Annotated in this window: 22 protein-coding genes; 14 read left to right on the top strand and 8 right to left on the bottom strand. The window is 72.8% G+C overall.

Annotated features, from left to right (window positions below; genetic code table 11):
- Positions 1-36: 36 nt before the first annotated feature.
- The 4 genes from QSJ97_RS07050 to rpsU all read right to left on the bottom strand — a co-directional run bounded on the left by QSJ97_RS07050 (position 37) and on the right by rpsU (position 2,830).
- The gene (locus QSJ97_RS07050) at positions 37-921 is read right to left on the bottom strand and encodes a CE1 family esterase (RefSeq protein WP_285670971.1); all 885 of its coding nucleotides are present in this window, start codon (positions 919-921) and stop codon (positions 37-39) included.
- Positions 922-1,051: 130 nt separating this feature from the next.
- A complete protein-coding gene (locus QSJ97_RS07045; RefSeq protein WP_285670970.1) occupies positions 1,052-1,669 on the bottom strand; it encodes a DJ-1/PfpI family protein in 618 nt (205 codons plus the stop codon).
- 110 nt (positions 1,670-1,779) lie between these two features.
- Entirely contained in the window at positions 1,780-2,544 is a 765-nt protein-coding gene (locus QSJ97_RS07040; protein ID WP_285670969.1) for a metallophosphoesterase family protein, read from the bottom strand.
- A 79-nt stretch (positions 2,545-2,623) separates the two neighbouring features.
- Positions 2,624-2,830 carry a 30S ribosomal protein S21 gene (gene rpsU / locus QSJ97_RS07035; protein ID WP_285670968.1) on the bottom strand — a complete coding sequence of 69 codons (207 nt, stop codon included), beginning with the start codon at positions 2,828-2,830 and terminating at the stop codon, positions 2,624-2,626.
- A 106-nt stretch (positions 2,831-2,936) separates the two neighbouring features.
- Here rpsU and QSJ97_RS07030 point away from each other — a divergent pair, with 106 nt between their 5' ends.
- The 14 genes from QSJ97_RS07030 to QSJ97_RS06965 all read left to right on the top strand — a co-directional run bounded on the left by QSJ97_RS07030 (position 2,937) and on the right by QSJ97_RS06965 (position 17,859).
- Entirely contained in the window at positions 2,937-3,695 is a 759-nt protein-coding gene (locus tag QSJ97_RS07030) for a COQ9 family protein (protein ID WP_285670967.1), read from the top strand.
- 10 nt (positions 3,696-3,705) lie between these two features.
- Entirely contained in the window at positions 3,706-4,605 is a 900-nt protein-coding gene (gene mutM, locus QSJ97_RS07025) for a bifunctional DNA-formamidopyrimidine glycosylase/DNA-(apurinic or apyrimidinic site) lyase (RefSeq protein ID WP_285670966.1), read from the top strand.
- A gap of 51 nt (positions 4,606-4,656) precedes the next feature.
- Positions 4,657-5,943 (top strand): hypothetical protein, encoded by a 1,287-nt coding sequence (locus tag QSJ97_RS07020; protein WP_285670965.1) that lies wholly within the window; start codon positions 4,657-4,659, stop codon positions 5,941-5,943.
- Positions 5,944-6,194: 251 nt separating this feature from the next.
- A complete protein-coding gene (locus QSJ97_RS07015) occupies positions 6,195-6,971 on the top strand; it encodes an enoyl-CoA hydratase (protein WP_285670964.1) in 777 nt (258 codons plus the stop codon).
- 133 nt (positions 6,972-7,104) lie between these two features.
- A complete protein-coding gene (gene rpsT, locus QSJ97_RS07010) occupies positions 7,105-7,371 on the top strand; it encodes a 30S ribosomal protein S20 (RefSeq protein ID WP_285670963.1) in 267 nt (88 codons plus the stop codon).
- 437 nt (positions 7,372-7,808) lie between these two features.
- Positions 7,809-8,255: a rhodanese-like domain-containing protein gene (locus QSJ97_RS07005; protein WP_285670962.1), complete on the top strand. Its 447-nt coding sequence runs from the start codon at positions 7,809-7,811 to the stop codon at positions 8,253-8,255.
- A 122-nt stretch (positions 8,256-8,377) separates the two neighbouring features.
- Positions 8,378-9,820: a chromosomal replication initiator protein DnaA gene (gene dnaA, locus QSJ97_RS07000; protein ID WP_285670961.1), complete on the top strand. Its 1,443-nt coding sequence runs from the start codon at positions 8,378-8,380 to the stop codon at positions 9,818-9,820.
- Positions 9,817-10,242, top strand: a complete 426-nt coding sequence (locus tag QSJ97_RS06995) for a RidA family protein (protein WP_285670960.1) — start codon at positions 9,817-9,819, stop codon at positions 10,240-10,242. Before dnaA ends, QSJ97_RS06995 begins: the two co-directional genes overlap by 4 nt.
- Positions 10,243-10,363: 121 nt before the next feature.
- Complete coding sequence (dnaN, locus tag QSJ97_RS06990; RefSeq protein WP_285670959.1) at positions 10,364-11,482, top strand: DNA polymerase III subunit beta; 1,119 nt, start codon at positions 10,364-10,366, stop codon at positions 11,480-11,482.
- Positions 11,479-12,633, top strand: coding sequence for a DNA replication/repair protein RecF (gene recF / locus QSJ97_RS06985; RefSeq protein WP_285670958.1), 1,155 nt, complete (start codon positions 11,479-11,481; stop codon positions 12,631-12,633). Before dnaN ends, recF begins: the two co-directional genes overlap by 4 nt.
- Positions 12,634-12,730: 97 nt before the next feature.
- Positions 12,731-15,142 (top strand): DNA topoisomerase (ATP-hydrolyzing) subunit B, encoded by a 2,412-nt coding sequence (gene gyrB, locus QSJ97_RS06980; protein WP_285670992.1) that lies wholly within the window; start codon positions 12,731-12,733, stop codon positions 15,140-15,142.
- A 13-nt stretch (positions 15,143-15,155) separates the two neighbouring features.
- On the top strand, positions 15,156-15,491 hold the full coding sequence (locus tag QSJ97_RS06975) for an MliC family protein (protein ID WP_285670957.1): 336 nt from the start codon (positions 15,156-15,158) through the stop codon (positions 15,489-15,491).
- Positions 15,492-15,577: 86 nt separating this feature from the next.
- Entirely contained in the window at positions 15,578-16,609 is a 1,032-nt protein-coding gene (locus tag QSJ97_RS06970) for a DMT family transporter (RefSeq protein WP_285670956.1), read from the top strand.
- Positions 16,606-17,859: a glycerate kinase type-2 family protein gene (locus tag QSJ97_RS06965; protein WP_285670955.1), complete on the top strand. Its 1,254-nt coding sequence runs from the start codon at positions 16,606-16,608 to the stop codon at positions 17,857-17,859. Before QSJ97_RS06970 ends, QSJ97_RS06965 begins: the two co-directional genes overlap by 4 nt.
- Before the next feature lie 99 nt (positions 17,860-17,958).
- Here QSJ97_RS06965 and QSJ97_RS06960 read toward each other — a convergent pair whose 3' ends face one another.
- The 4 genes from QSJ97_RS06960 to QSJ97_RS06945 form a co-directional block, all read right to left on the bottom strand.
- Positions 17,959-19,572, bottom strand: coding sequence for a thiamine pyrophosphate-binding protein (locus QSJ97_RS06960; protein ID WP_285670954.1), 1,614 nt, complete (start codon positions 19,570-19,572; stop codon positions 17,959-17,961).
- Positions 19,569-20,141 carry an adenine phosphoribosyltransferase gene (locus tag QSJ97_RS06955; RefSeq protein WP_285670953.1) on the bottom strand — a complete coding sequence of 191 codons (573 nt, stop codon included), beginning with the start codon at positions 20,139-20,141 and terminating at the stop codon, positions 19,569-19,571. Before QSJ97_RS06955 ends, QSJ97_RS06960 begins: the two co-directional genes overlap by 4 nt.
- 87 nt (positions 20,142-20,228) lie before the next feature.
- Positions 20,229-21,068, bottom strand: a complete 840-nt coding sequence (locus tag QSJ97_RS06950) for a M15 family metallopeptidase (RefSeq protein WP_285670952.1) — start codon at positions 21,066-21,068, stop codon at positions 20,229-20,231.
- A 418-nt stretch (positions 21,069-21,486) separates the two neighbouring features.
- A complete protein-coding gene (locus QSJ97_RS06945; protein ID WP_285670951.1) occupies positions 21,487-22,458 on the bottom strand; it encodes a threonine dehydratase in 972 nt (323 codons plus the stop codon).
- Between the last annotated feature and the right edge of the window lie 37 nt (positions 22,459-22,495).

The following is a 22,495-nucleotide window of genomic DNA, read 5'->3' as shown; positions in this document are numbered from 1 at the left end:
TCACGCTCCCCCACCGGCCACGGGAGGCGCGGCGGCTCACTCGGCCGAGGCCCGGCGCAGGCCCTGGAACCAGCCGATCACCGTCTCCATCCAGCCCGGCGGCGCGCCGTGCCCGCCCGGGTGCAGCCAGAGCTCGAGCCGGCCGTTGCGGCAGGCCAGCCAGCGCCGCTGCCAGCGGCCTCCGGTGCCGGCCTCCTCGGGCTGGCGGCCGGCGCAGCCGAGCGTCTCGCGCATCAGCTTGAGGCTGGCGAAGACATCCCCCTGCACCACCGCGCCGCCGCGGAACGAGCGGCCCTCGAGCGGCACCACACGGTCGGTCCAGCCATGGGTGTGGTGCAGCGCCACCGGCCCGGCGCAGCCGCCCGGCAGCGGCTCCCAGAAGGCGCCGGCGAGCGGGGCATAGGCGGCGGCGAAGCCGGGCCGGGCGCAGGCGATGTCCCAGACGAAGGAGCCGCCGCGCGAGAAGCCGGAGAGCAGCACCTGCCCGCGCGCCACGCCGCGCCGGGCGGCATCGGCCATCACCGTGTCGAGAAAGGCGAAATCGTCGCGTGGATGGGGCCGGCCGTCGCGCACCGCCCAGTCCTTCGGCCGGCGCCCGGCGCGCGGCACGCCCTCCGGCAGGATCACCGCCATGCCGGCCTCGGCCGCCGCGCGAAAGCCGCCCGAGAGCCGCCGGAGCGCGCCCTCCGGGCTGCTGCCCCAGCCATGCAGGAAGAGCAGCGCCGGCACCGGGCCGGCCGCCCCCTCGGGCATCAGCAGGAGATATTCCCCGCCGGCGACGGCGCAGCGCACCTCCGGCCCGCCGCAGGCCGCCGCCGGTGCCGCGGAGAGGGCGAGGCCGAGCGCCGCCGCCAGCAGCCCGGCCGCGAGCCGCCCCGGAAGGCCGCGGGGTCTCGGTGTGGTGGGGATCCGGTCCGGCATCCTGCCTGCTCCGCCAGGTGACGCGCCGCAACGGCGCAGGGGCAGAGAGAGGCGGATCGAGACGGATTTCGCAAGCGCCTGCGCGATCACGGTTCCGTTGGGCAGGGCCGGCAGGGTGCCGGCCGCGGCCTCAGCCGCGCAGCGCCGCCGGCTCGGCGCGGGCAAAGGGATCGTCCTCGGGGCTGCAATGGGGGAGATACTCGGCCTGCCGCGCGGCATCCCGCGCCGCCTCCTTGCCGAGCAGCCGGCCGATCGCCGCGAGGCTCATGTCCATGCCCGCCGAGACGCCGGAGGCGGTGATCACGTGCCCGTCCTCGACCCAGCGCGCGCGGCGCTGCCAGTCGACCTTCGGCCCCTGGCGGACGACCCAGTCGAAGGCGCGCTTGTTGGTGGTGGCGCGGCGCCCGTCGAGCACCCCGGCCCGGGCCAGCAGCGCCGCGCCGGTGCAGACGCTGAGCACCATCTCGGCCCGCTTCGCCGCCTCGGCGACCCAGCCGGTAAGCCGGGCATTGCCGACCTCGCGCCGCACGCCGCGCCCGCCGGGCACCAGCAGGATCTCGAAGGGCGGCGGCGCGTCGAGCCGGGCATCCACCGCCACCCGCGGCCCCTGCGCGCTGGCGACCGGGCCGGCGCCCTCGGCGATGATCACCGGGGCAAAGTCCTCGTCATGTATGCCGAACATCTCGAGCGGGCCGAACAGGTCCAGCAATTCGAACCCCTCGAAGACCAGAGCGCCAATCCGCCGCATCAGTGCCTCTCTGCCATGAAATCGGATGTCGTGTGACAAAAGGATGAGCGTTCACGGCCGGCGCCGCAAGGGGGCCGCCGGGGCAGGCAGGATTGCAGCGAACGCAGACGTCAGGGGGCGAGCGGACGATGGCCGCCGGTGTCGAGCAGCCCGAGCCGGTCTTCCTCGATCACCAGGCAGGAGAGCGTGCCGCCGAACACCGCGCCGGTATCGACCGCGATGCGGTTGGGATGCAGCTCGAGCTCGCCGACCGGGGTATGCCCGTGCACCACCACGCTGCCGAGATCGCCGGCGGTGCCGAGGAAGGGCTCGCGGATCCAGACCAGGTCCTCCGCCGATTGCGCCTCGAAGGCGATGCCGGGGCGGATGCCGGCATGGACGAAGAGGAAATCCCCGAACCGCACCGAGAGCACGAGGGACCCGAGCAGCGCGTGCTGTTCCGCGGGAATCGCCGCCTCGAGCATCTGGCGCAGGCTCTCGCGGCCATAGGCATTGTCGAGATTGGCGAAGCCTTCCGGCCCGATGCGGTAGGACTGCACCGTCGCCACCCCGCCATTGGCCAGCCAGGTGCCGAAACGCGGCGTCTCGGCATCGGCGAGGAAATCGCGCAGCATCGCGTCGTGATTGCCGAGCAGGTTGATCTGGCGGCTGTCGCCGGCCCGCCCGGCGAGCCAGGCCAGCACCCCGGCACTGTCGGGCCCGCGGTCGACATAGTCGCCCAAGAGCACGACGCGCCAGTCGGCCACCGGGCGGGCCGACAGGTCGTCATCCACCCGCCGCGCCATCTCGACCAGAGCGTCGAGACAGCCGTGGATGTCGCCGATGGCATAGATCCGCAGCCCCTCCGGTCCGCGCGCATCCGGCAGCATCACCATTGCGGCTTCCTTGCTGGGAGCGACACCGCGCAGAGGCGGCGCAAGCGGAAGAGCGGAAGGGGTCGCGGCGAGGGAGGTGTCAGAGGAGGCCTTCGCGCTGGGCCTTCTTGCGAGCCAGCTTGCGCGCGCGGCGGATCGCCTCGGCCTTCTCGCGGGCCCGCTTCACCGAGGGCTTCTCGTAGTGCTGGCGCAGTTTCATCTCACGAAACACGCCCTCGCGCTGCAGTTTCTTCTTCAGCGCGCGGAGCGCCTGATCGACATTGTTATCGCGAACTTGGACCTGCACAGGGCCTCCACCTTTCATACCGGGGATGTCGGATTGGATTGGCGTGCTATATACGGGAGCGAAGCGGGTCTGTCCACAGCCAGTCGCGATGCGAGAGGGAGACGTCATGCAAACGACACACACCCCGGAGAGCGAGGCGGCGGGCGGCGACAGCATCGGCACGGCGCGGGCGCGGCTGATCGAGGCGGCGCTGCCCCATGTGCCCTTCGACGGCTGGTCGGAGGCGAGCCTGAAGCTCGCCATCGCCGAGACCGGGATCGAGCCCGAGATGGCGCGGCTGGCGTTTCCCCGCGGCGGCGTCGACATGGCCGTCGGCTTCCACGACATGATGGATGCCCGCCTTGCCGCCGAGCTTTCCGGCGAGGACTTCGGCCGGCTGAAGATCCGCGAGCGCATCGCCCATGCGGTGCGCCGGCGCATCGAGCTGGTGGCCGAGCACCGCGAGGCGGTGCGCCGCGGCGCCACGCTGCTGGCGCTGCCGATCCATGCCGCCGACGGCGCGCGGGCGATCTGGCGCACCGCGGACATCATCTGGAACGCCTGCGGCGACACCGCGACCGACTACAACTGGTACACCAAGCGCGGCATCCTCGCCTCGATCTACTCCGCCACCGTGCTGTTCTGGCTCGGCGACGAGAGCCAGGGCGCGGCCGACACCTGGGCCTTTCTCGACCGGCGCATCGAGGGCGTGATGCGATTCGAGAAGACCAAGGCGGCGATCGAGGCCAACCCGGTGGCGCGGGCCGCGCTCTGGGGGCCGATGACGCTGCTCTCGCTCGTGCGCGCGCCGGGCGCCGGGCGGCGCCCCGAGGCCGGCGGCCGGCCGGGCGCCGCCGCAGACCCCGCCGCCTGCGCGCCGAACTGAGCGCCGCCGGGTGCCCGAGCTTCCCGAGGTCGAGACCGTCCGGCGCGGGCTCGAGCCGGTGCTGGTCGGCCAGCGCATCGCCGAGGCGGTGCAGCGCCGGGCCGATCTGCGCTGGCCGCTGCCCGAGCGATTCGCCGAGCGGCTGACCGGGCGCCGGGTCGAGCGGCTGCGCCGGCGCTCGAAATACCTGATCGCGGATCTCGACGGCGGCGAGAGCTGGCTGGTGCATCTCGGCATGTCCGGGCGGATCTCGGTGCTGGCGCCGGAGCCGCAGCCGCAGCCGGAGCTGGAGCCGGCCGGCGCCGGGGCGCAGACCCTCGGCCGCTTCGCGCATGGCGGGCCGGGCAGCGGCGCGCATGACCATGTCAGCCTGCTCACCGCCGCCGGCACCTGGATCGTCTACAACGACGCGCGGCGCTTCGGCGCCATGGATCTCTGGCCCACCGAGGCGCTCGAGGCCCATCGCCTGCTCGCCGGGCTCGGGCCGGAGCCGCTCGGCAATGCCTTCAGCGGCGCGGTGCTGGCGGCGGCGCTGGCCGGGCGGCAGACCCCGATCAAGGCGGCGCTGCTCGACCAGCGCGTGGTGGCCGGGCTCGGCAACATCTATGTCTGCGAGGCGCTGAACCGGGCCGGCATCCACCCGCGGCGCATGGCCGGCACGATCGGGCGGGCGCGGATCGAGCGGCTGGCGGCGGAGATCCGGGCGACGCTCACCGATGCCATCGCCGCCGGCGGCTCCTCGCTGCGGGACTATCGCCGCGCCGATGGCGAGCTCGGCTATTTCCAGCACAGCTTCCGGGTCTATGGCCGCGAGGGCGAGCCCTGCCCCTGTGGCGGTAAGGGCGCGCGGGTGCTGCGCATCGTGCAGTCCGGGCGCTCCAGCTTCTATTGCTCGCGCTGCCAGCGCTGATAGGCTGAGGCGCTGCGTTTCAGCCGTCCAGCCGTCCGGGAGCCCTGCCCCATGGCGCGTGCCCTTGTGCCCCTCTCCCTCGCCGCGATGCTGGCCGCCTGCCAGCCGCTTCCGGCCCCCGTGGCGGAGGCCCCGGCCCCGGAGGAACCGGCCCCCGCGAGCGCCCGCGGCTTCGCCCCCGGCGCCAGCGTGGCGGCGCTCGGGAGCTTCGCGAAATGGCGGCTCTACCGCGTCGATTTCGGCGACCGGGTCGACTGCACGGTGCGCACCGAGGCGCATGCCGCGAGCTACCAGAAGGACGGCCGCGCGCTGGAGCCGGAGGCGCTGCCCTTCGCCCGTACGCAGGTCTCCTACGCGATCACGCCGGACGAGACGCTCGGCGACATCCACCGTTTCGACGCCGGGATGGCGATCGACCGGCTCGAGGAGATCGCCCTCTTCGCCGGGCGGAAACCGGTGAAGTTCGCGTTCGCCCGCCATGCCGACAGCATCGCCGCCCCGAAGGATGCCGCGGACCATCCGGAGATCGCCGGCGAGCTGGTGCGCGCGCCGCATTTCTACCTCGCCTCGGTGACCGCCGACGGGGTGATCCTGTTCGACCGGTTCGAATCGGGCGGCCTGAAACGCGCGCTGAAGGCGGCGCGCGAAGGCTGCCCCCTGCCCGAACCCGCGCCCAAACCCGAGCTGGAGGTCGAGACCGGCGCCGAGGCCGGACCGGAGCCAGAGACCGAGGCCGGACCGGAGCCCGGGCCGGCTGGCCCCGCCGCCGCGGCCACCCCGGAGCCCGACGTGAAGGCGGCCGCAGAGGCCGGAACGACGCCGGAGGCAGAGGCCGAACCGGAGCCCGCGGCGGCCCCGGAGCCCGAGGCCGGGGGTGAAGCCGGACCGACGCCTGAGGCTGACCCGGAGCCCGAGGCCGGGCCGGCGCCCGCGGCTGCCCCGGCGCCGGAGGTGGAGGCAGAGGCCGGACAGGCACCTGAGGCAGAACCGGTTCCGGTGGTCGGGGCGGAGGCCGGACCTACACCTGAGGCGGAATCTGAGCCCGGACCGCCGCCCGAGTCGGCGCCGGAGCCTGCGGCGGAGGCTGGACCGGCGCCCGGTGCGGAACCGGAGCCTGAGGCGGGGGCTGGGCCCGCGCCTGAGGCAGAGCCCGAAGCGTTGGCCGATCCTGCCCCCGAGGCGGAGCCGAAGCCGCAGGCCGGGGCGCAACCGGCGGCGCCAAGGCCCGAGCCGGCGGCGGCGCCCGCTCCCGAGCCGGAGGCTGACGGGGCGGCCGGGCCGGCGCCGGAAGCCGAGCCGGCGCCGGAAGCCGAACTCGTACCGAATCCGCCGGCCTGACCGGGCGAGATTGCGCGAACGTCAAGGGAGCCTTGCGCGCGGCGCGGGCCTGCCGGGCTGGGCGCGGGCCGCGCTTTGCTCTATGAGGCGCGCCTTCCGGCCGGGAGCGCGGCGCATCTGCCGCCCCCGGCCATCCGCCCCGAACCGGGACGCCGCGCCGGACCCGCGGGACTCGACGCGGCCCGCTCGATCGCTAGGGTTCGGGGACCGACCGGCGCGGAACGAACCGCGCGAGCCAAGAGGGACAGCCGATGGGCTACAAATGCATTCAAGTCGATACACGCGACCATGTGGGGCTGGTAACGCTCCACCGGCCGCAGGCGATGAACGCGCTGAACGCCGAGCTGCTGCGCGAGCTCGTCGAGGCCTTGGCGAAGTTCGATGCCGACGAGACGATCGGCGCCATGGTGATCACCGGCTCCGAGAAGGCCTTCGCCGCCGGGGCCGACATCAAGGAGATGCGCCCGAAGAGCTTCGTGGACACCTTCCGCGACGACCTGTTCACGCCTGAGCACAACGCCATGCTGCGCGTGCGCAAGCCGATCATCGCGGCGGTCGCGGGCTATGCGCTGGGCGGCGGCTGCGAGCTGGCGATGATGTGCGACTTCATCCTGGCGGCCGACACCGCCAAGTTCGGCCAGCCGGAGATCAATCTCGGGGTGATGCCCGGGCTCGGCGGGTCGCAGCGGCTGACCCGATTCGTCGGCAAGTCGAAGGCGATGGAGATGAACCTCACCGGCCGCTTCATGGATGCCGAGGAGGCCGAGCGCTCCGGCCTCGTGAGCCGGGTGATTCCCGCCGACAAGCTGATCGACGAGGCGGTCTCGGTGGCCGCCAAGATCGCCGACAAGGCGCCGCTGGCGGTGATGGCCACCAAGGAGGCGGTGAACCGCAGCTACGAGACCACGCTGGCCGAGGGCCTCTTGTTCGAGCGGCGGATGTTCCACGCGCTGTTCGCCACCGCCGACCAGGGCGAGGGCATGGACGCCTTCATCGAGAAGCGCAGCGCCAAGTTCCGCGGCGAATGACGTGATTCCCGGGGGTGCGCGCGCAGTGCCGCGCCCCCTACCGTCGCCCCGTTTTGCCGGAAGGCGTTGACGCGGGGCGGATCTTGAGGTAGCTGATGCGCCCTCATCGCAAGAGTGGAGACGAGACCCGAGCATGGCCAATTCGCCACAAGCCCGCAAGCGGATCAGGCAGATCGAGCGCCGGACCGCCGTGAACAAGGCGCGCAAGTCGCGCATCCGGACCTTCCTGCGCAAGGTCGAGGAGGCCATCTCCGGTGGCAGCCAGGAAACGGCGCTGGCCGCCCTGAAGGCCGCGCAGCCGGAGATCGTGCGCGGGGCCAACAAGGGCGTTCTGCACAAGAACACCGCGAGCCGGAAGATCTCGCGCCTGCACCACCGCATCAAGGCCATGGCGGGCTGACGCCCGGGGGGCGATCCGTCGCCCCGCCAATTCGCCTGAACGTTGCAAGACACGCACGCAGCTCAACCGGGCTGCGTGCGATTGCTCTTGCGCTCGTGTCATCGAAACTTCGTCGGACTGTGATGTTCGCGCTTTCCCCCTGTTGAGCGCTTCGCGGGGGCTCGTCTATAGTCTCCGCAGCGAGACGGCCCACCAATATTGTTGCGAACAGGGCAAGGCCCCGGAAAGTCCAGACTCGAACAGAGCTGGGCGAGCACAGTCGTGCGCACGACTCTGGCAATATAGATGCCGCCGGGCCCCGCGCCGTTAACTTGCTGAATTTGTTTCGCAATTTGATTTTATTTCGAGTCGACCCGGAAAAGGATTGCCTCGAATCTGGCGTCGCCGGTAGGCAGAGGAAACGCAAAAGACTGCCCCCTCAGGGAGAGGACCACGCCATGTCCCAACCGGTGTCCCGGGTCGACGCCGTCGATCCTTCTGTCGCTTACGACATCCTGCGCGAGACGCCCGGAACGGTGCTCGTCGATGTCCGGACACGCGCGGAATGGACCTTCGTCGGCCTGCCGGATCTCGGCGGAATCGACCGGCCGCTCTGGCTGGTGGAATGGGCGCAGTTCCCGGTGATGAGCCCGAATCCGGGCTTCCTGCCGCGGCTGCGCGAGCTGATCGGGGAGGAGACCCCGGCGCGGATCCTGTTCATCTGCCGCTCCGGCGGGCGCTCGATGCATGCGGCGCAGGCGGTGGCGGCGGCCTTCGAGGCCGAGGGCCGGGGGGTGCATTGCACGAACGTGGCGGAGGGATTCGAAGGCGATCTCGATGCCGAGGGCCGGCGCGGACGCGCCGGCGGCTGGAAGGCCCGGGGGCTGCCCTGGGCGCAGAGCTGAGGATCGCAGACAGAAGTCTGGGGCCGAATGGGGAACGGATGGCCGCGCCGGGGGGAGATGTGCCGGCGCCGCTGGCGGAAGCTCGCCCGATGCCGCGCATCCGGAGACAGAAAGGCCGACTGATGAGGGACGGACTGCAGGTGACGAAGGATCAGACGCCGAAGGATCTCGGCCGGGTGTGGGAGGCGGTGCTTGCCAGCTCGTCCCAGAATCTCGGGCGCGACTGTGTGGAGCAGTGGATTCGCCCGGTGAAGCTCAAGGCCGTCGAAAGCGATCTCGCCATCGTCGCCGCGCCGACCCATTTCATGGCGGACTGGATCGAGCGCAACTACGGGCTGCACCTGCTGCGCAGCCTGCAGGCGCTGATGCCCGGCATCCGCCGCATCGACGTGATCGTGGCCACCGGCGACATGCCGACGGCCACCGTGACCGCGATGCCGGCGGCGACCCCGGCGCAGCCGGAGCCGCAGGCGCGGCAGCCGGGGCCGGTGGCGGTGCCGCTGCCGGCGGCGCCGGGCGAGGCGCTCGAATCGGCCCCGCTCGACCCGCGCTTCACCTTCGACCGCTTTGTCGTCGGCAAGCCGAACGAGCTGGCCCATGCCGCCGCGCGCCGGGTCGCCGAGACCTGCGATGCGAGCTTCAACCCGGTGTTCCTCTATGGCGGGGTCGGCCTCGGCAAGACCCACCTGATGCACGCCATCGGCCATCATCTCGCCGAGACCCGGCCCTCGGCGCGGGTGCTCTATCTCTCGGCCGAGCAGTTCATGTACCGATTCGTGCAGGCGCTGCGCTTCCGCGACACCATGACCTTCAAGCAGCAGTTCCGCTCGGTCGACGTGCTGATGGTCGATGACGTGCAGTTCATCTGCGGCAAGGACAGCACGCAGGAGGAATTCTTCCACACCTTCAACGCGCTGATCGACCAGAAGAAGCAGATCGTGATCTCCGGCGACCGCTCGCCCGACCTGATGGACGGGATGGAGGACCGCATCAAGTCGCGCCTGCAATGGGGCCTGGTGGTCGATATCCACCCGACCAACTACGAGCTGCGCCTCGGCATCCTGCAGACCAAGGCGGATGCGATGCTGGCCGGCGCGCCGGACGTGGTGCTCGACCCGAAGGTGCTGGAGTTCCTCGCGCACCGGATCAGCTCCAACGTGCGGGTGCTCGAGGGCGCGCTGACCAGGCTGTTCGCCTTCGCCCAGCTGGTCGGCCGGCGCATCGATCTCGACATGACGCAGGAATGCCTCTCCGACCTGCTGCGCAGCGCCGAGCGCAAGGTCTCGATCGACGACATCAAGCGCAAGGTCTGCGACCATTACCGCCTGCGCATGTCCGACATCGTCTCGGCCCGCCGCGCCCGCGCGGTGGCCCGGCCGCGGCAGGTGGCGATGTTCCTCGCCAAGCAGCTCACCACCAAGTCGCTGCCGGAGATCGGGCGCGGCTTCGGCGGACGCGACCACACCACGGTGATCCACGCGGTGAAGAAGATCGAGGAGCTGAAGGCCACCGACCCGCAGCTCGCCGAGGATATCGAGCTGCTGCGCCGGATGCTCGAGGCATGAGCGGCGCTCCGTCGGAGCGGCCGATGCAGCGCAGCCTCGTGCTCAACGGCAATCCGATGGAGGATATCGTCGGCTTCGCGCGGGCGGTCCGGGTCGGGCCCTGGATCTCGGTCGGCGGCACCGCCCCGGTGGATGCCGACGGCCGCACGGTGGGCATCGGCGATGCCGCGGCGCAGGCCGAGCGCTGCTTCGAGATCGCCGGCGAGGCGCTGGCCCGGGCCGGGGCCGGCTGGCGCCACGTGGTGCGCACCCGGCTGATTCTCACCGATATCGAGGACTGGAAGGCCGTGGTCGCGGTGCGCGCCCGCTTCTGCCGCGAGGCCAAGCCGGTGGACACCATCATGGCGGTGAGCCGCTTCGTGAACCCGGACTGGCTCGTCGAGATCGAGGTCGATGCGGTGCTGCACGACGCCGGCGGCTAGGCGCCGCCCCCTCCGCGGCGAAATCCCGGCTTCCGGGGATTGCGCGCGGGGCGCTTTTCGATAGGCTCGGTCGCCCGGCGCGCGCGCTGCGCCACAGCTTCCGAGACCAGGACCAGAGCCCATGAAACTCCGCATCGATCGCGCCGCCCTCCTGAAGGCGATGAGCCGCGCCCAGGGCGTGGTCGAGCGCAAGAACACCATCCCGATCCTCGCCAATGTGCTGCTCGATGCGCGCGACGACAGCCTCAGCCTGCGCGCCACCGATCTCGACATCGAGATCGTCGAGAAGATCGCCGGCGAGATCGACCGCCCCGGCGCCACCACGGTGGCCGCGCATCTGCTGCACGAGATCGTCCGCAAGCTGCCGGACGGCGCCGAGCTGACGCTGACCGCCGAGCCCGATACCGGCCGGCTCGAGGTCTCCGCCGGGCGCTCGCGCTTCCAGCTCGCGACGCTGCCCAAGGAGGACTTCCCGATGATGGCCTCCGCGGAATTCGCCTGCGACTACACCGCCGCGGCGCCGCTGCTGCGCCGGCTCTTCGACAAGTCGAAATTCGCCGTCTCCACCGAGGAGACGCGCTACTACCTCAACGGCGTCTTCCTGCACGTGGCCGAGGACCGCGACGGCAAGCACCTGCGCGCGGTGGCGACCGACGGGCACCGGCTGGCCCGGATCGACGGCGAGCTGCCCGAGGGCGCCGACGGCGCGCCCGGCGTGATCGTGCCGCGCAAGACCGTGGGCGAGCTGCGCAAGATGCTCGACGACGACGACGCGGCGGTGGCGGTCTCGGTCTCCGAGACCAAGATCCGCTTCGCGGTGGACGGGCTGGTGCTCACCTCCAAGGTGATCGACGGCGCCTTCCCCGACTATGCCCGGGTGATCCCGGCCGAGAACGACAAGCGCATGGAGGTCGAGGCGCAGGCCTTCTACAAGGCGGTGGACCGCGTCGCGACGGTGAGCCAGGAGCGCTCGCGCACGGTGAAGCTGGCGCTCGACGAGGACCGGCTGGTGCTCTCGGTCAACGCGCCGGATGCCGGCTCCGCCTCCGAGGAGGTCGAGGTGGCCTATCCGTTCGAGCCGATGGAGATCGGCTTCAACGCGCGCTACCTCCTCGAGATCGCCGGGCAGATCGAGCGCGAGAACGCGGTCTTCGCCTTCTCCGACCCGGGCTCGCCCACGGTGGTCTCGGAGGGCGACGACCGCTCGGCGATCTATGTCGTGATGCCGATGCGGGTGTGAGCCGGCTCTGCCTGGAGCGGCTGCGGCTCGGGCAGTTCCGCTCCTATGCTTCGCTGGATCTGGAGACCGGGGGCGCCAGCGTGGCGCTCTTCGGGCCGAACGGCGCCGGCAAGACCAATCTCCTCGAGGCGGTCTCGATGCTGGTGGCGGGGCGCGGGCTGCGCCGCGCCGGGGTCGAGGAGCTCGGCGCGCATCCGGCCGGCATCGGCTGGCGGGTGCGGGCGGAGCTGCTGACCCCGGAGGGCCCGACCGAGGTGGTGACCGGGGTCGAGGCCGGCAGCGCGCGGCGCGCGGTGGAGATCGACGGCAAGCCGGCCAGCCAGTCGGCGCTCGGCGCCCGCATCCGGCAGATCTGGCTGACCCCGGCGATGGACCGGCTCTGGACCGAGGCGGCGGGCGAGCGGCGCCGCTTCCTCGACCGGCTGACCCTCGGCTTCGCCCCCGATCACGGCAGCACCTCGGCGGATTACGAGCGCGCGATGCGCGAGCGCAACCGGCTCCTGAAGGAGGGCGCCGCCGGCGGCGGCTGGCTCGACGCGCTGGAGGCACAGATGGCCCGGCTGGGTGCGCGCATCGCCCGCGCCCGCGCCGCGGCGCTGGCCGCGGTCACGGCGGCGCAGGACGCGGCTGCGACGTTGTTTCCCGCCGCCGAGATGGCTATTCTCGGCGACATGGAAGCCGCTTTTGCCCGCGCGATTCGCGCGGAGGAGGATCTCGATTCGCTGGAGCCCGTGGAGGCTGCCGGGCTCGCCCGGCGGCTTGCCGATGGCCGGGCGCAGGATGCCGCGGCCGGGCGCACCCTTGCCGGGCCGCATCGCAGCGATCTCGACGCGGTCTATGCCGCCAAGGCGATGCCGGCGCGCGCCTGCTCCACCGGGGAGCAGAAGGCGCTGCTGATCTCGCTCTGCCTCGCCAATGCCCGGGCGCTGGCCAGCGCCACCGGGGCGGCGCCGATCCTGCTGCTCGACGAGGTGGCGGCCCATCTCGATGCCGACCGGCGCACGGCGCTCTATGCCGAGATCGAGGCGCTCGGCGCGCAGGCCTTCATGACCGGCACCGGCGCCGAGCTCTTCGCGGGGCTGCCGGCCGGCGCCCGGCGCTTCGCCGTCTCCGAGAGCGGCGGGCGATCGCAGCTCGCCCCGGCCGGCTGAGACGCAGCCGAGCCCGCCAGACGGTGCCCCCATCTTCTCCCGCATCTCGCGGCCCGATCCGAGGAACACGCCGATGAGCGACGACGACAACACCCCGATGCCCGAGCCGGCGCAGCCGGTCGCCTATGATGCCGACAGCATCAAGGTGCTGAAGGGGCTCGACGCGGTGCGCAAGCGGCCGGGCATGTATATCGGCGACACCGATGACGGCTCCGGCCTGCATCACATGGTCTACGAGGTGGTGGACAACGCCATCGACGAGGCGCTGGCCGGCCATGCCGACTATGTGCGCGTGGCGCTGCATGCCGACGGCTCGGTGAGCGTGCGCGACAACGGCCGCGGCATCCCCACCGAGATGCACGAGGAGGGCATGTCGGCGGCCGAGGTGATCATGACCCAGCTGCATGCCGGCGGAAAGTTCGACCAGAACTCCTACAAGGTCTCGGGCGGGCTGCACGGCGTCGGCGTCTCGGTGGTCAACGCGCTGTCGGACTGGCTGGAGCTGACGATCTGGCGCGGCGGCAAGGTGCACAAGTGCCGCTTCGAGGGCGGCTACACCGCCGAGCCGCTGCGGGTCACCGGCGAGACCGACGAGACCGGCACCGAGGTGCGCTTCCTCGCCTCGCTCGAGACCTTCTCCAACACCGACTACCAGTACAAGACGCTGGAGCACCGGCTGCGCGAGCTGGCCTTCCTCAATTCCGGCGTGCGCATCATCCTGATCGACGAGCGCCATGCCGAGCGGATCGAGCACGAGCTCCACTACGAGGGCGGGGTGGAGGCCTTCGTGCGCTGGCTCGACCGCTCCAAGACCGCGCTGATCCCCCAGCCGATCGCGGTGCGGGGCGAGCGCGACGGCATCCAGATCGAGGCCGCGCTCTGGTGGAACGACAGCTATCACGAGCAGATGCTGGTGTTCACCAACAACATCCCGCAGCGCGACGGCGGCACCCATCTCGCCGGCTTCCGGGGGGCGCTCACGCGCACCATCAACGCCGCCGCCACCGCCAACGGCATCGCCAAGAAGGAGAAGGTGAACCTGACCGGCGACGATGCCCGCGAGGGGCTGACCTGCGTCCTCTCCGTGAAGGTGCCGGACCCGAAATTCTCCAGCCAGACCAAGGACAAGCTGGTCTCCTCCGAGGTCCGCCCGGCGGTCGAATCGCTGATGAACGAGATGCTCGCGCAATGGTTCGAGGAGCATCCGGCGGAGGAGCGCCTGGTGGTCTCCAAGGTGGTCGAGGCGGCGCAGGCCCGCGAGGCCGCGCGCAAGGCCCGGGAGATGACCCGCAAGAGCGCGATGAACGTCAACTTCCTCTCCGGCAAGCTGAAGGACTGCTCGGAGAAGGACGCGACCAAGAGCGAGCTCTTCCTGGTGGAGGGCGATTCGGCCGGCGGCTCGGCGGTGCAGGGGCGCAACCGGCACATCCAGGCGGTGCTGCCGCTGCGCGGCAAGATCCTCAATGTCGAGCGCGCGCGCTTCGACCGGATGCTCTCCAGCCAGGAGATTGGCAACCTGGTGATGGCGCTCGGCACCGGCATCGGCCGCGACGAGTTCGACATCAGCAAGCTGCGCTACCACAAGATCGTGCTGATGACCGATGCCGACGTCGATGGCGCGCATATCCGCACGCTGCTGCTGACCTTCTTCTACCGGCAGATGCCGGAGCTGATCGAGGGCGGCCACCTCTACATCGCCCAGCCGCCGCTCTACAAGGTGACCCGCGGCAAGTCGGTGCGCTACTGCAAGGACGAGCGCGACAAGGAGGACTACCTGATCTCCGAGGGCATCGACGGGGCGACGCTGCGCCTCGCCGAGGGCACCGAGATCGCCGCGCAGGACCTGCTGCGGCTGGTCAGCCAGGCGCGCCGGCTGCGCCAGATCCTCTCGCTGTTCCCGACCACGATCCCGCGCTTCCTGCTCGAGCAGGCGGCGGTGGAGGGCGCGCTCAATCCCGACCTGCTCGACCAGCCCGGCGCCGCGCAGGAGACCGCCGGGGCGATCGCCCGCCGGCTCGACCAGCTCGCGCCGGAGACCGAGCGCGGCTGGCAGGGCTCGCTCACCGAGGATGGCGGCTTCCGCTTCGAGCGCACGGTGCGCGGCGTCACCGAGGTGCGCACCATCGACGCCGGCGCGCTGGCCTCGGCCGAGGCGCGCAATCTCGGCCAGCTCGGGCATGACCTGCGCGAGATCTACGACCGCCCGGCGGAGCTGATCCGCAAGGAGCGCTCGATCCCGATCCGCACCCCCTCGGAGCTGCTCGACGCGGTGATGGCCGAGGGCGAGAAGGGCGTGAGCCTGCAGCGCTACAAGGGCCTCGGCGAGATGAACGCCGACCAGCTCTGGGAGACCACGCTCGATCCCGAGGCGCGCACGCTGCTGCAGGTGCGCATCGACGAATCGACCGAGGCGGACGAGATCTTCACCCGGCTGATGGGGGACGTGGTGGAGCCGAGGCGGCAGTTCATCCAGGACAATGCCCGCTCGGTCGAGAATCTGGACATCTGAGGGAGGGGATCGGATGCGGGGCGGTGCGTGCGTGCGGGCTGGCGCGGGGCTGATGACGGCGGTGATGGGGCTCGCGGGCTGCTCGGGCGACGACCCGGACACGACCCGCGAGACCGTCTATGCCTGCGAGCAGAATGTGGGGATCACGGTGGCCTTCAACCCGGTCAGCCGCATCGCCACGGTGATCGGGCTCGGCCCGGCGGCGCTGCTGCTGCCCGAGCGCAAGGTGGCGAGCGGCTTCCGCTATGCCACCGATCGGGTCGAGCTGCGCGGCCAGGGCAGCGAGGCGAGCCTCACGGTCGACGGCGCCACCGTGGCCTGCCGCGCCTCGGATCTGAAGGTGCGCTGAGGCCGGCGCCGGCGCGGCGCATGGAAGCGACACCGGCTGCCGTTTTCCTGTGAGACCGGACGGCGCGGCCCGGTCAGGATCGCACCATGGATGCGCCCCGACAGCCGCCCGCCGCCGCCGCCCGTGCCGGCGGCCAGATCGCGTTGCGCCTCGGCGCGACGCCGCTGATCCTGATCGCCATGACCGGCTTCGCGTTGCAGGACGTGACGGTGAAGCTGGTCGCCGGCTCGATCTCGATCTGGCAGATGCAGCTGATCCGCTCGGCCGCGGTGCTCGGCCTGCTGGTCGTGGTGGTGCACCTCCTCGGCCGCCGGCACGAGCTGATCCCGACGCGCTGGCGCTGGCCGCTGCTGCGCGCCCTGGTGATGACCGGCGCCTATCTGATGTTCTACAGCTCGCTGCCCTTCCTGCCGCTGGCCGAGGCGGGGGCGGCGTTCTATGTCGGCCCGCTGCTGATCACGCTCCTCGCGGCGCTGCTGCTCGGCGAGCCGATCGGGCCGCGCCGGGTGGCGGCGGTGATCGCGGGGTTCCTCGGCGTCCTGATGATCGTGCGCCCCGGCATGGAGGGGTTTCGCGCGGCGGCGCTGCTGCCGGTGGGGGCGGCGACCTGCTATGCGCTGGCGGTGGTGATGACGCGCTGGCGCTGCCGCGACCAGCCGAGCTTCGCGCTGACCTTCACGCACAACCTGCTCTATACCGGGCTCGGCGGGCTCGGCATCCTCGCGGTGCCGCTGCTCGGGCTGGCGCCGGAGAGCCGCGCCGCCTGGCCGTTCCTGCTCGAGGGCTGGCTGCCGCTCGGCGGGCTGGCGCTGGTGCTGCTGCTGGCCACGGCGGTGACCCATCTCGTCGGCATGCTGGCCTCGCTGGCGGCCTACAAGGCGGCGGAGGCGAGCCGCATCGCGCCCTTCGAATACGCCTATCTGCCGATGATGGGGGCGCTGGACCTGGCGATCTGGGGCGCGGTGCCGGACCCGCTCAGCCTCGCCGGCATGGCGCTGATCGTCGGCGCCGGCATGTTCGTCGCCTGGCGCGAGGGCCGGCCGGTGCGCCCGCGCGTGCAGTTTCGCGGCGAGACGCCATGGACACCGGACCACGCAGACGACAAAAAGGGCCCATGACCGATCCGCGCGCATTCCTGATCTCGCTCTTCGACGCCGCCGTCGCCGCGGCCGACCCGATGAAGGTGGTCGCCGGGCACCTGCCGGAGCCGCCGAAGGGCCGCACCGTGGTGGTCGGCGCCGGCAAGGCCTCGGCCCGCATGGCCGAGGCGCTGGAGGCGTCCTGGCCGGGCCCGCTCGAGGGCGTGGTGGTCACCCGCTACGGCCATGCCCGCCCCTGCCGGCGGATCGAGATCCTCGAGGCCGCGCATCCGGTGCCCGACGATGCCGGGCTGGCCGCCACCGAGCGCGTGCTCGGCGCGGTCTCGGGCCTCACCGCGGACGATCTCGTCATCGCGCTGGTCTCGGGCGGCGGCTCGGCGCTGCTGACCCTGCCGGCCGAGGGCATCAGCTTCGCCGAGAAGCAGGCGGTGAACCGGATGCTGCTGGCCTGCGGCGCGGCGATCGGCGAGATGAACTGCGTGCGCAAGCATCTCTCGCGGGTGAAGGGCGGGCGGCTGGCGGCGGCGGCGCATCCGGCGCGGGTGCTGGCGCTGCTGATCTCCGACGTGCCCGGCGACGCGCCCGAGGTGATCGCCTCCGGCCCCACGGTGGGCGAGCGCTCGACGCCGGCGGATGCCGCGGCGATCCTGGCGCGCTACGGCGTCGAGCCGCCGGCCTCGGTGGCACGGCACCTGGCGGCCGGGGCAGGCTGCCCGGCGCCGGAGGATCCGCGCCTCGCGCGGGCCGAGAACCGCATCATCGCGGCGCCGCAGCGCTCGCTCGAGGCGGCGGCGGAGGCGGCGCGCGCGGCCGGGGTGACGCCGCTGATCCTCGGCGACAGCCTCGAGGGCGAGGCGCGCGAGGTCGGCCGGGTGCTGGCGGGCATCGCGCAGCAGGTGCTGCGGCGCGGCCAGCCGGCAAGGGCGCCCTGCGTGCTGCTCTCCGGCGGCGAGACCACGGTGACCCTGCGCGGCCATGGCCGGGGCGGGCGCAACGTCGAATACCTGCTGGCGCATGCGCTGGCGCTGGAGGGCGCGGCGGTGCATGCGCTGGCCGGCGACACCGACGGGGTCGACGGCGCCGAGGAGGTCGCCGGCGCGGTGATCGGGCCGGACACCCTGGCACGGGCCCGCGCCGCCGGGCTCGACGCCTTCGCCATGCTCGGCGAGAACGACGCGCACAGCTTCTTCGAGGCGCTGGGCGACCAGGTGATCACCGGGCCGACGCTGACCAATGTCAACGATTTCCGCGCGACGCTGATCCTCTGAGCCGGGCCCCCGCCGCCGACCATGGGTGGGCCGCGATGCCGCCGCAGCCGCCGCGACATCTCAGGGGTGGGGGCGGCGGCGGCCCCGGCCTGCCGCCGCTCAGAACAGCCCGTCATAGGCGCGCCGCGGCAGCGCCACCTCGATCAGCGTGAAGCGTTCGGCCTCCAGCGCCGCCGCCATCGCCGGCCCGGCCTCGCCGGGCGCCGAGACCCGCACGCCCCGCCCGCCGAAGAGCTCGGCGAGGCCCGCGAAGTCGGTCGCCGCGAAATCCACCCCGGCGTTCTGCAGCCCCATGCGCCGCTGCTTCAGCTCGATCAGCGCGAGGCTGCGGTCGGCCAGCACCACCACCACCACCGGCGCGCCGCTGTCGCGCAGGGTCGCCAGCTCGCCCAGCACCATCTCGAGCCCGGCATCGCCCATGAAGGCCACCGCCGGGCGCGCCGGGTCGGCGAGCCGGTGCCCGAGCGCCAGCGGCAGCGCGCAGCCCATGGTGCAGAGCCCGGTGGACTGCAGCAGCGCCCGCGGCCGCCGCGCATAGGGCTGCTGGCTGAGCAGGATCCGGTGCGCGCCCGAATCGGCGGTGGTGACGGCCTCCGGCGGCAGCGCCGCCAGCAGCTCGGCGATGGCCCGGTCCGCCCCCCAGGCATCGCCGGGCGCGAAGGCCGCCGCCAGCGCCTCGCGGTGCCGGGCATGGTCCCAGCCCGGTTTCGGCGCGGCATCCGCGGTCAGCGCCTCCAGCCCCTCGGCGACGCCGCAGACCCAGGAGAGCGCGGCGTGATGCATGTCGTGGGTGTTCGGCGCATGGGCGAACTCGATCGCCTTCGCCGGGTCCCAGGGGTCGCGCCAGCCGATGCGCATCTCGATCGGGTCGTAGCCGGCGGCGATCACCAGGTCCGCCTCGGCGAAGACCGGCAGCACCGCCGCATCGGATTTCGGGCTGAGCCCGTGGCCGCCGAGGGCCAGCGGATGGTCCTCCGGCAGGATGCCCTTGGCCTTGTAGGTGGTGACGACGGGGATCGCGTGGCGCTCCGCCACGGCGCGCAGCCGGGCCGGGCCGTCCGGCTCCTCGAGGATGTCGAGCCCGGCCATGATCACCGGGCGGCGGCTCGCGGCAAAGCGCGCCCGCGCGGTCTCCAGCGCCGGCCCGGCCGGCGCCGCGGGCAGCGCGGGCGGGCGGCGCCGGTCGCGCGGGGCGGGCTGTGCGGCGCCGGCCAGCGCCACCGGCAGGTCGATATGCACCGGCCCCTTGCGCGGCGCCATGGCGAGGCCGATCGCCTTGTCCATCATCGCGTCCACCGCGCCCTGCTCGGCGCGGAAGCTGGCCTTGCAGACGGTGCGGAACACCGCGGCATGGTCGAACACCTGGTGCGTGAAGGTGAGCGCCTCGGCCGGGTCGATCATGCCCGAGAGCAGGATCAGCGGCACCCGGTCCTGCTCGGCATTGGCGGCGACGTTGAAGGCATTGGCCAGCCCCGGCCCGACGGTGGCCACCAGCACGGCCGGGGCGCCGGTGGCGTGCCAGGCGCCCTCGGCCATGAAGCCGGCGGCGTTCTCGTGCTTGGCGAGGCGGAAGCGGATGCCGGCCCGCTCCAGCGCATCGACCAGCGTCAGCACCTCGCCGCCGGGAATGCCGAAGGCCTGGCGCACCCCGGCATCGAAGAGCCGGCCGGCGATGACATCTGCGGCGGAGGGGCCGGTGGCGGGCGCGCTCATTCGCCGTCGAACGCCATCAGCACATGGGTCTCGACACCCATCGCCTCGAGCTTGCGGCGCCCGCCGAGATCGGGGAGGTCGACCACGAAGCCCGCCGCCACCAGCTCGCCGCCGAGCCGTTCGATCAGCCTGACCCCGGCGATCGCGGTGCCGCCGGTGGCGATCAGGTCGTCGATCAGCAGCACCCGGGCGCCGGCGGCGAAGGCGTCCTCGTGGATCTCCACCGAGGCCTCGCCGTATTCCAGCGTGTAGGATTCCATCAGCGTCGTGCCCGGCAGCTTGCCCTTCTTGCGGATCGGCACGAAGGGCAGGCCGAGCGCATAGGCCATCGCACCGCCGAGGATGAAGCCGCGCGCATCCATCGCCGCGATCACCTCGAGCCCGCGATCGGCGAACGGCGCGGAGAGCCCGTCCACCGCCCGGCGGAAGGCCCGGGCGTCCTGGAACAGCGTGGTGACGTCGCGGAACTGGATGCCCGGAACCGGGAAATCCGGGATCGTGCGGATGAAGCTGCTCAGCTGCGGCTCTTCCGGCGGGGCGGGCTCGGGCAGGGTCTCGGATGCGGGCATGGGCTCTCCTCGGGCGCGGCCCGGCCGATGCCGGGCGGCGCGATCCTAACCCCGCGGCCGGGGATGGCAAGCGCGGCGCGGCGCGGCTCAGGGCAGGCGGGCGGCCTGCACATGCATCCAGTCGAAATTGCGCGCGCGGCCGAGGCCGACCCAGCCCTCCGCCTCCCAGGCCGCCCACCAGGCGTCATAGGCCGGGCCGGCCAGGGCGGCGCGGTCGCGGCCCCAGCGCAGGCGGTTGCGCTCCGGGTCGAAGTCGAGCGCGATGCCCCAGGCATGGGTCGACCAGCGGCTGCCGCCGCGCATCCGGCGCGGGTTGTAGCAGCCGCCATAGCGGTCCAGCCGCAGGCGGCGGAGCTCCGGCGCGAGATAGTCCTGCCGCACCCGGGCGAGCACGCGGGCGAGGCTTTCGGCGACGCCGGCATGCGCGTGGATGCGCCGGGTGGTCTGGCGCAGGTCCCAGGCGAGGCGCAGCTCCCAGGGGCATTCGACCGGCACCAGCGGCGGGGTGCGGCCCTCCGGCTGCCCGGGCGGGCCATAGACGGCGGTCATCGCGGCCTCGGTCTGCAGCGGCCAGCCGTTGGGGTTGGCCGGCGCGGCGGCGAGGGCATCGCGCCAGGGCCGGGGACTGCGGCCGGTGGCGCGGAGCTCGGCCAGCCCGGCCACGGCCTCCTCGGTCAGCGGGCCCCAGAGCCCGTCGATCCGACCGGGCGCGAGCCCGGCGCCGCGGGCGACGAGCTGCAGCGCGGCGACAGCGCGGCGGCGGCCGGACCAGCGCTGCCAGCCGGCCGGCAGCATCGCCCGGGCGCCGGCGAGAAAGGCGCCGGCGGCGGCATCGGTGGTGCGGTCGCGCCGGCCGTCGGCCGGGCCGGCAAGCAGGCCCGCGGCGGCAAGCTCGGATTCGAGAAGGCGGGTGGCGGCGGCGTTCATCCTGTCCTTTCCGGTGCCTGCCGCGGTGGCGGAAGGCTCCGGGCAGGTCACGCTGCTCGGAGATCTGGCGGGCGGCCCGGTATCGGCCGGGCGGGCTAGCGGAAACGGACCGGGGCGGAGCGCGGTCCGGCATGGCGGGCGATGGTCGCCGGGCGATCGGGCCGCCCGGGGCGCCCGGAGCGCGGGCCGCGATGCGGCGGGCTCCGGCCGGCAGGCAGGCGGCGCGGGCACGGGCGGCGGGCGGTCGGCAAGGTCATGTCGGTGCTCCGATGGGTTTGCCCGACCCTACCGCCCGAAAGGTGAACAAATCCTGTAGACGACAGCGATCCGGAAGCCCGGCCGGCAGCCCCGGCGCACCTGTTGCGCCGAACCCACGGCCGAGGATGCGGCTGCCGCGCCCTGCCGGCGTGCCGGCGCGTCAGGCGGGCACCGGCACGCCGCCCGATAGGATCTCGGCGAACCAGGCGGCGTCGATGTTGCCGCCGCAGAGGATCGCCGCGACGCGCTTGCCGGCCATCCGCTCGCGCTCCTGCCAGAGCCCGGCGAAGGCCGCCGCGCCGGCCCCCTCGGCAACGTTGTGGGTGTCGGCGAAGAGCATGCGCACCGCCGCCGCGAGCTCCGGCTCGGAGAGCCGCAGCACCCGCGCCGCGCCGCGGCAGATCACCGCCACCGCCTCCGGCACCGGCACCCGGCAGGCCATGCCGTCGGCGAAGCTGACCGCGCGCTCGGTGGCGACCGGCCGGCCGGCCTCGAAGGCGCGGGCATAGGCATCCGCCCCGGCCGCCACCACGCCGACGATCTCGGTCTTCAGCCCCAGCAGGTCGCGCGTGCGGATCAGCCCGGAGATGCCGGAGCCGAGCCCGATCGGCACATAGACCGCGTCGAGATCCGGCACGTCGCGAAAGAGCTCCAGCGCATAGGTTGCCACGCCGCGCACCAGCAGCGGGTGATAGGACGGCACGAGATGCAGCCCCGCCGCCTCGGCATGGGCGACCGAGGCGAGCCGCGCCGCCTCGAAATCGTGCCCCTCCACCACGAGCCGCGCGCCCCAGGCCTGCATCGCGCGGTTCTTGTCGGTCGCGTTGCCCTCCGGGACATAGACCGTCACCGGCAGCCCGTGCGCCCGCGCCGCGAAGGGGATCGACTGGCCGTGATTGCCGCGGGTCGCCGTCACCAGCCCCGGGCAGCCGGGCTCGGCGCGGGCCAGCTCGTCGAGATAGACCAGCCCGCCGCGCAGCTTGAAGGCGCCGGTCGGGGTGTGGTTCTCGTGCTTGATCCAGACCTCGGCGCCGGTGCGCCCGGCCAGCAGCGGCCAGGCATGGGCCGGCGTCGGCGGCATCCGGGCATGGACGAGGCCGGCCGCGGCCTCGAGCTCGGCAAGCGTGAACATGGGCTCCCCCCCTCTCCGCACGGCGCTGCGCCGCGCG

Origin of the sequence: Paralimibaculum aggregatum (assembly GCF_030270585.1) — a bacterium.
In the GTDB taxonomy this organism is placed as follows: domain Bacteria; phylum Pseudomonadota; class Alphaproteobacteria; order Rhodobacterales; family Rhodobacteraceae; genus Thermohalobaculum; species Thermohalobaculum aggregatum.
The sequence above is the reverse complement of the archived record's forward strand: the minus strand, read 5'-3'. Positions and strand labels throughout refer to the sequence as shown.

What these genes read in the sequence shown, in the direction of transcription:
- QSJ97_RS07045 (WP_285670970.1), bottom strand. Translation starts at nt 1,669, where the DNA reads ATGCGGCGGATTGGCGCTCTGGTCTTCGAGGGGTTCGAATTGCTGGAC.
- QSJ97_RS07030 (WP_285670967.1), top strand. Translation starts at nt 2,937, where the DNA reads ATGCAAACGACACACACCCCGGAGAGCGAGGCGGCGGGCGGCGACAGC.
- QSJ97_RS06945 (WP_285670951.1), bottom strand. Translation starts at nt 22,458, where the DNA reads ATGTTCACGCTTGCCGAGCTCGAGGCCGCGGCCGGCCTCGTCCATGCC.
- gyrB (WP_285670992.1), top strand. Translation starts at nt 12,731, where the DNA reads ATGCCCGAGCCGGCGCAGCCGGTCGCCTATGATGCCGACAGCATCAAG.
- QSJ97_RS07020 (WP_285670965.1), top strand. Translation starts at nt 4,657, where the DNA reads ATGGCGCGTGCCCTTGTGCCCCTCTCCCTCGCCGCGATGCTGGCCGCC.
- QSJ97_RS07040 (WP_285670969.1), bottom strand. Translation starts at nt 2,544, where the DNA reads ATGGTGATGCTGCCGGATGCGCGCGGACCGGAGGGGCTGCGGATCTAT.
- QSJ97_RS06950 (WP_285670952.1), bottom strand. Translation starts at nt 21,068, where the DNA reads ATGAACGCCGCCGCCACCCGCCTTCTCGAATCCGAGCTTGCCGCCGCG.
- QSJ97_RS06960 (WP_285670954.1), bottom strand. Translation starts at nt 19,572, where the DNA reads ATGAGCGCGCCCGCCACCGGCCCCTCCGCCGCAGATGTCATCGCCGGC.
- QSJ97_RS07005 (WP_285670962.1), top strand. Translation starts at nt 7,809, where the DNA reads ATGTCCCAACCGGTGTCCCGGGTCGACGCCGTCGATCCTTCTGTCGCT.
- rpsT (WP_285670963.1), top strand. Translation starts at nt 7,105, where the DNA reads ATGGCCAATTCGCCACAAGCCCGCAAGCGGATCAGGCAGATCGAGCGC.
- QSJ97_RS06970 (WP_285670956.1), top strand. Translation starts at nt 15,578, where the DNA reads ATGGATGCGCCCCGACAGCCGCCCGCCGCCGCCGCCCGTGCCGGCGGC.
- dnaN (WP_285670959.1), top strand. Translation starts at nt 10,364, where the DNA reads ATGAAACTCCGCATCGATCGCGCCGCCCTCCTGAAGGCGATGAGCCGC.
- QSJ97_RS06955 (WP_285670953.1), bottom strand. Translation starts at nt 20,141, where the DNA reads ATGCCCGCATCCGAGACCCTGCCCGAGCCCGCCCCGCCGGAAGAGCCG.
- QSJ97_RS06965 (WP_285670955.1), top strand. Translation starts at nt 16,606, where the DNA reads ATGACCGATCCGCGCGCATTCCTGATCTCGCTCTTCGACGCCGCCGTC.
- dnaA (WP_285670961.1), top strand. Translation starts at nt 8,378, where the DNA reads ATGAGGGACGGACTGCAGGTGACGAAGGATCAGACGCCGAAGGATCTC.
- QSJ97_RS06975 (WP_285670957.1), top strand. Translation starts at nt 15,156, where the DNA reads ATGCGGGGCGGTGCGTGCGTGCGGGCTGGCGCGGGGCTGATGACGGCG.
- QSJ97_RS07015 (WP_285670964.1), top strand. Translation starts at nt 6,195, where the DNA reads ATGGGCTACAAATGCATTCAAGTCGATACACGCGACCATGTGGGGCTG.
- QSJ97_RS06995 (WP_285670960.1), top strand. Translation starts at nt 9,817, where the DNA reads ATGAGCGGCGCTCCGTCGGAGCGGCCGATGCAGCGCAGCCTCGTGCTC.
- QSJ97_RS07050 (WP_285670971.1), bottom strand. Translation starts at nt 921, where the DNA reads ATGCCGGACCGGATCCCCACCACACCGAGACCCCGCGGCCTTCCGGGG.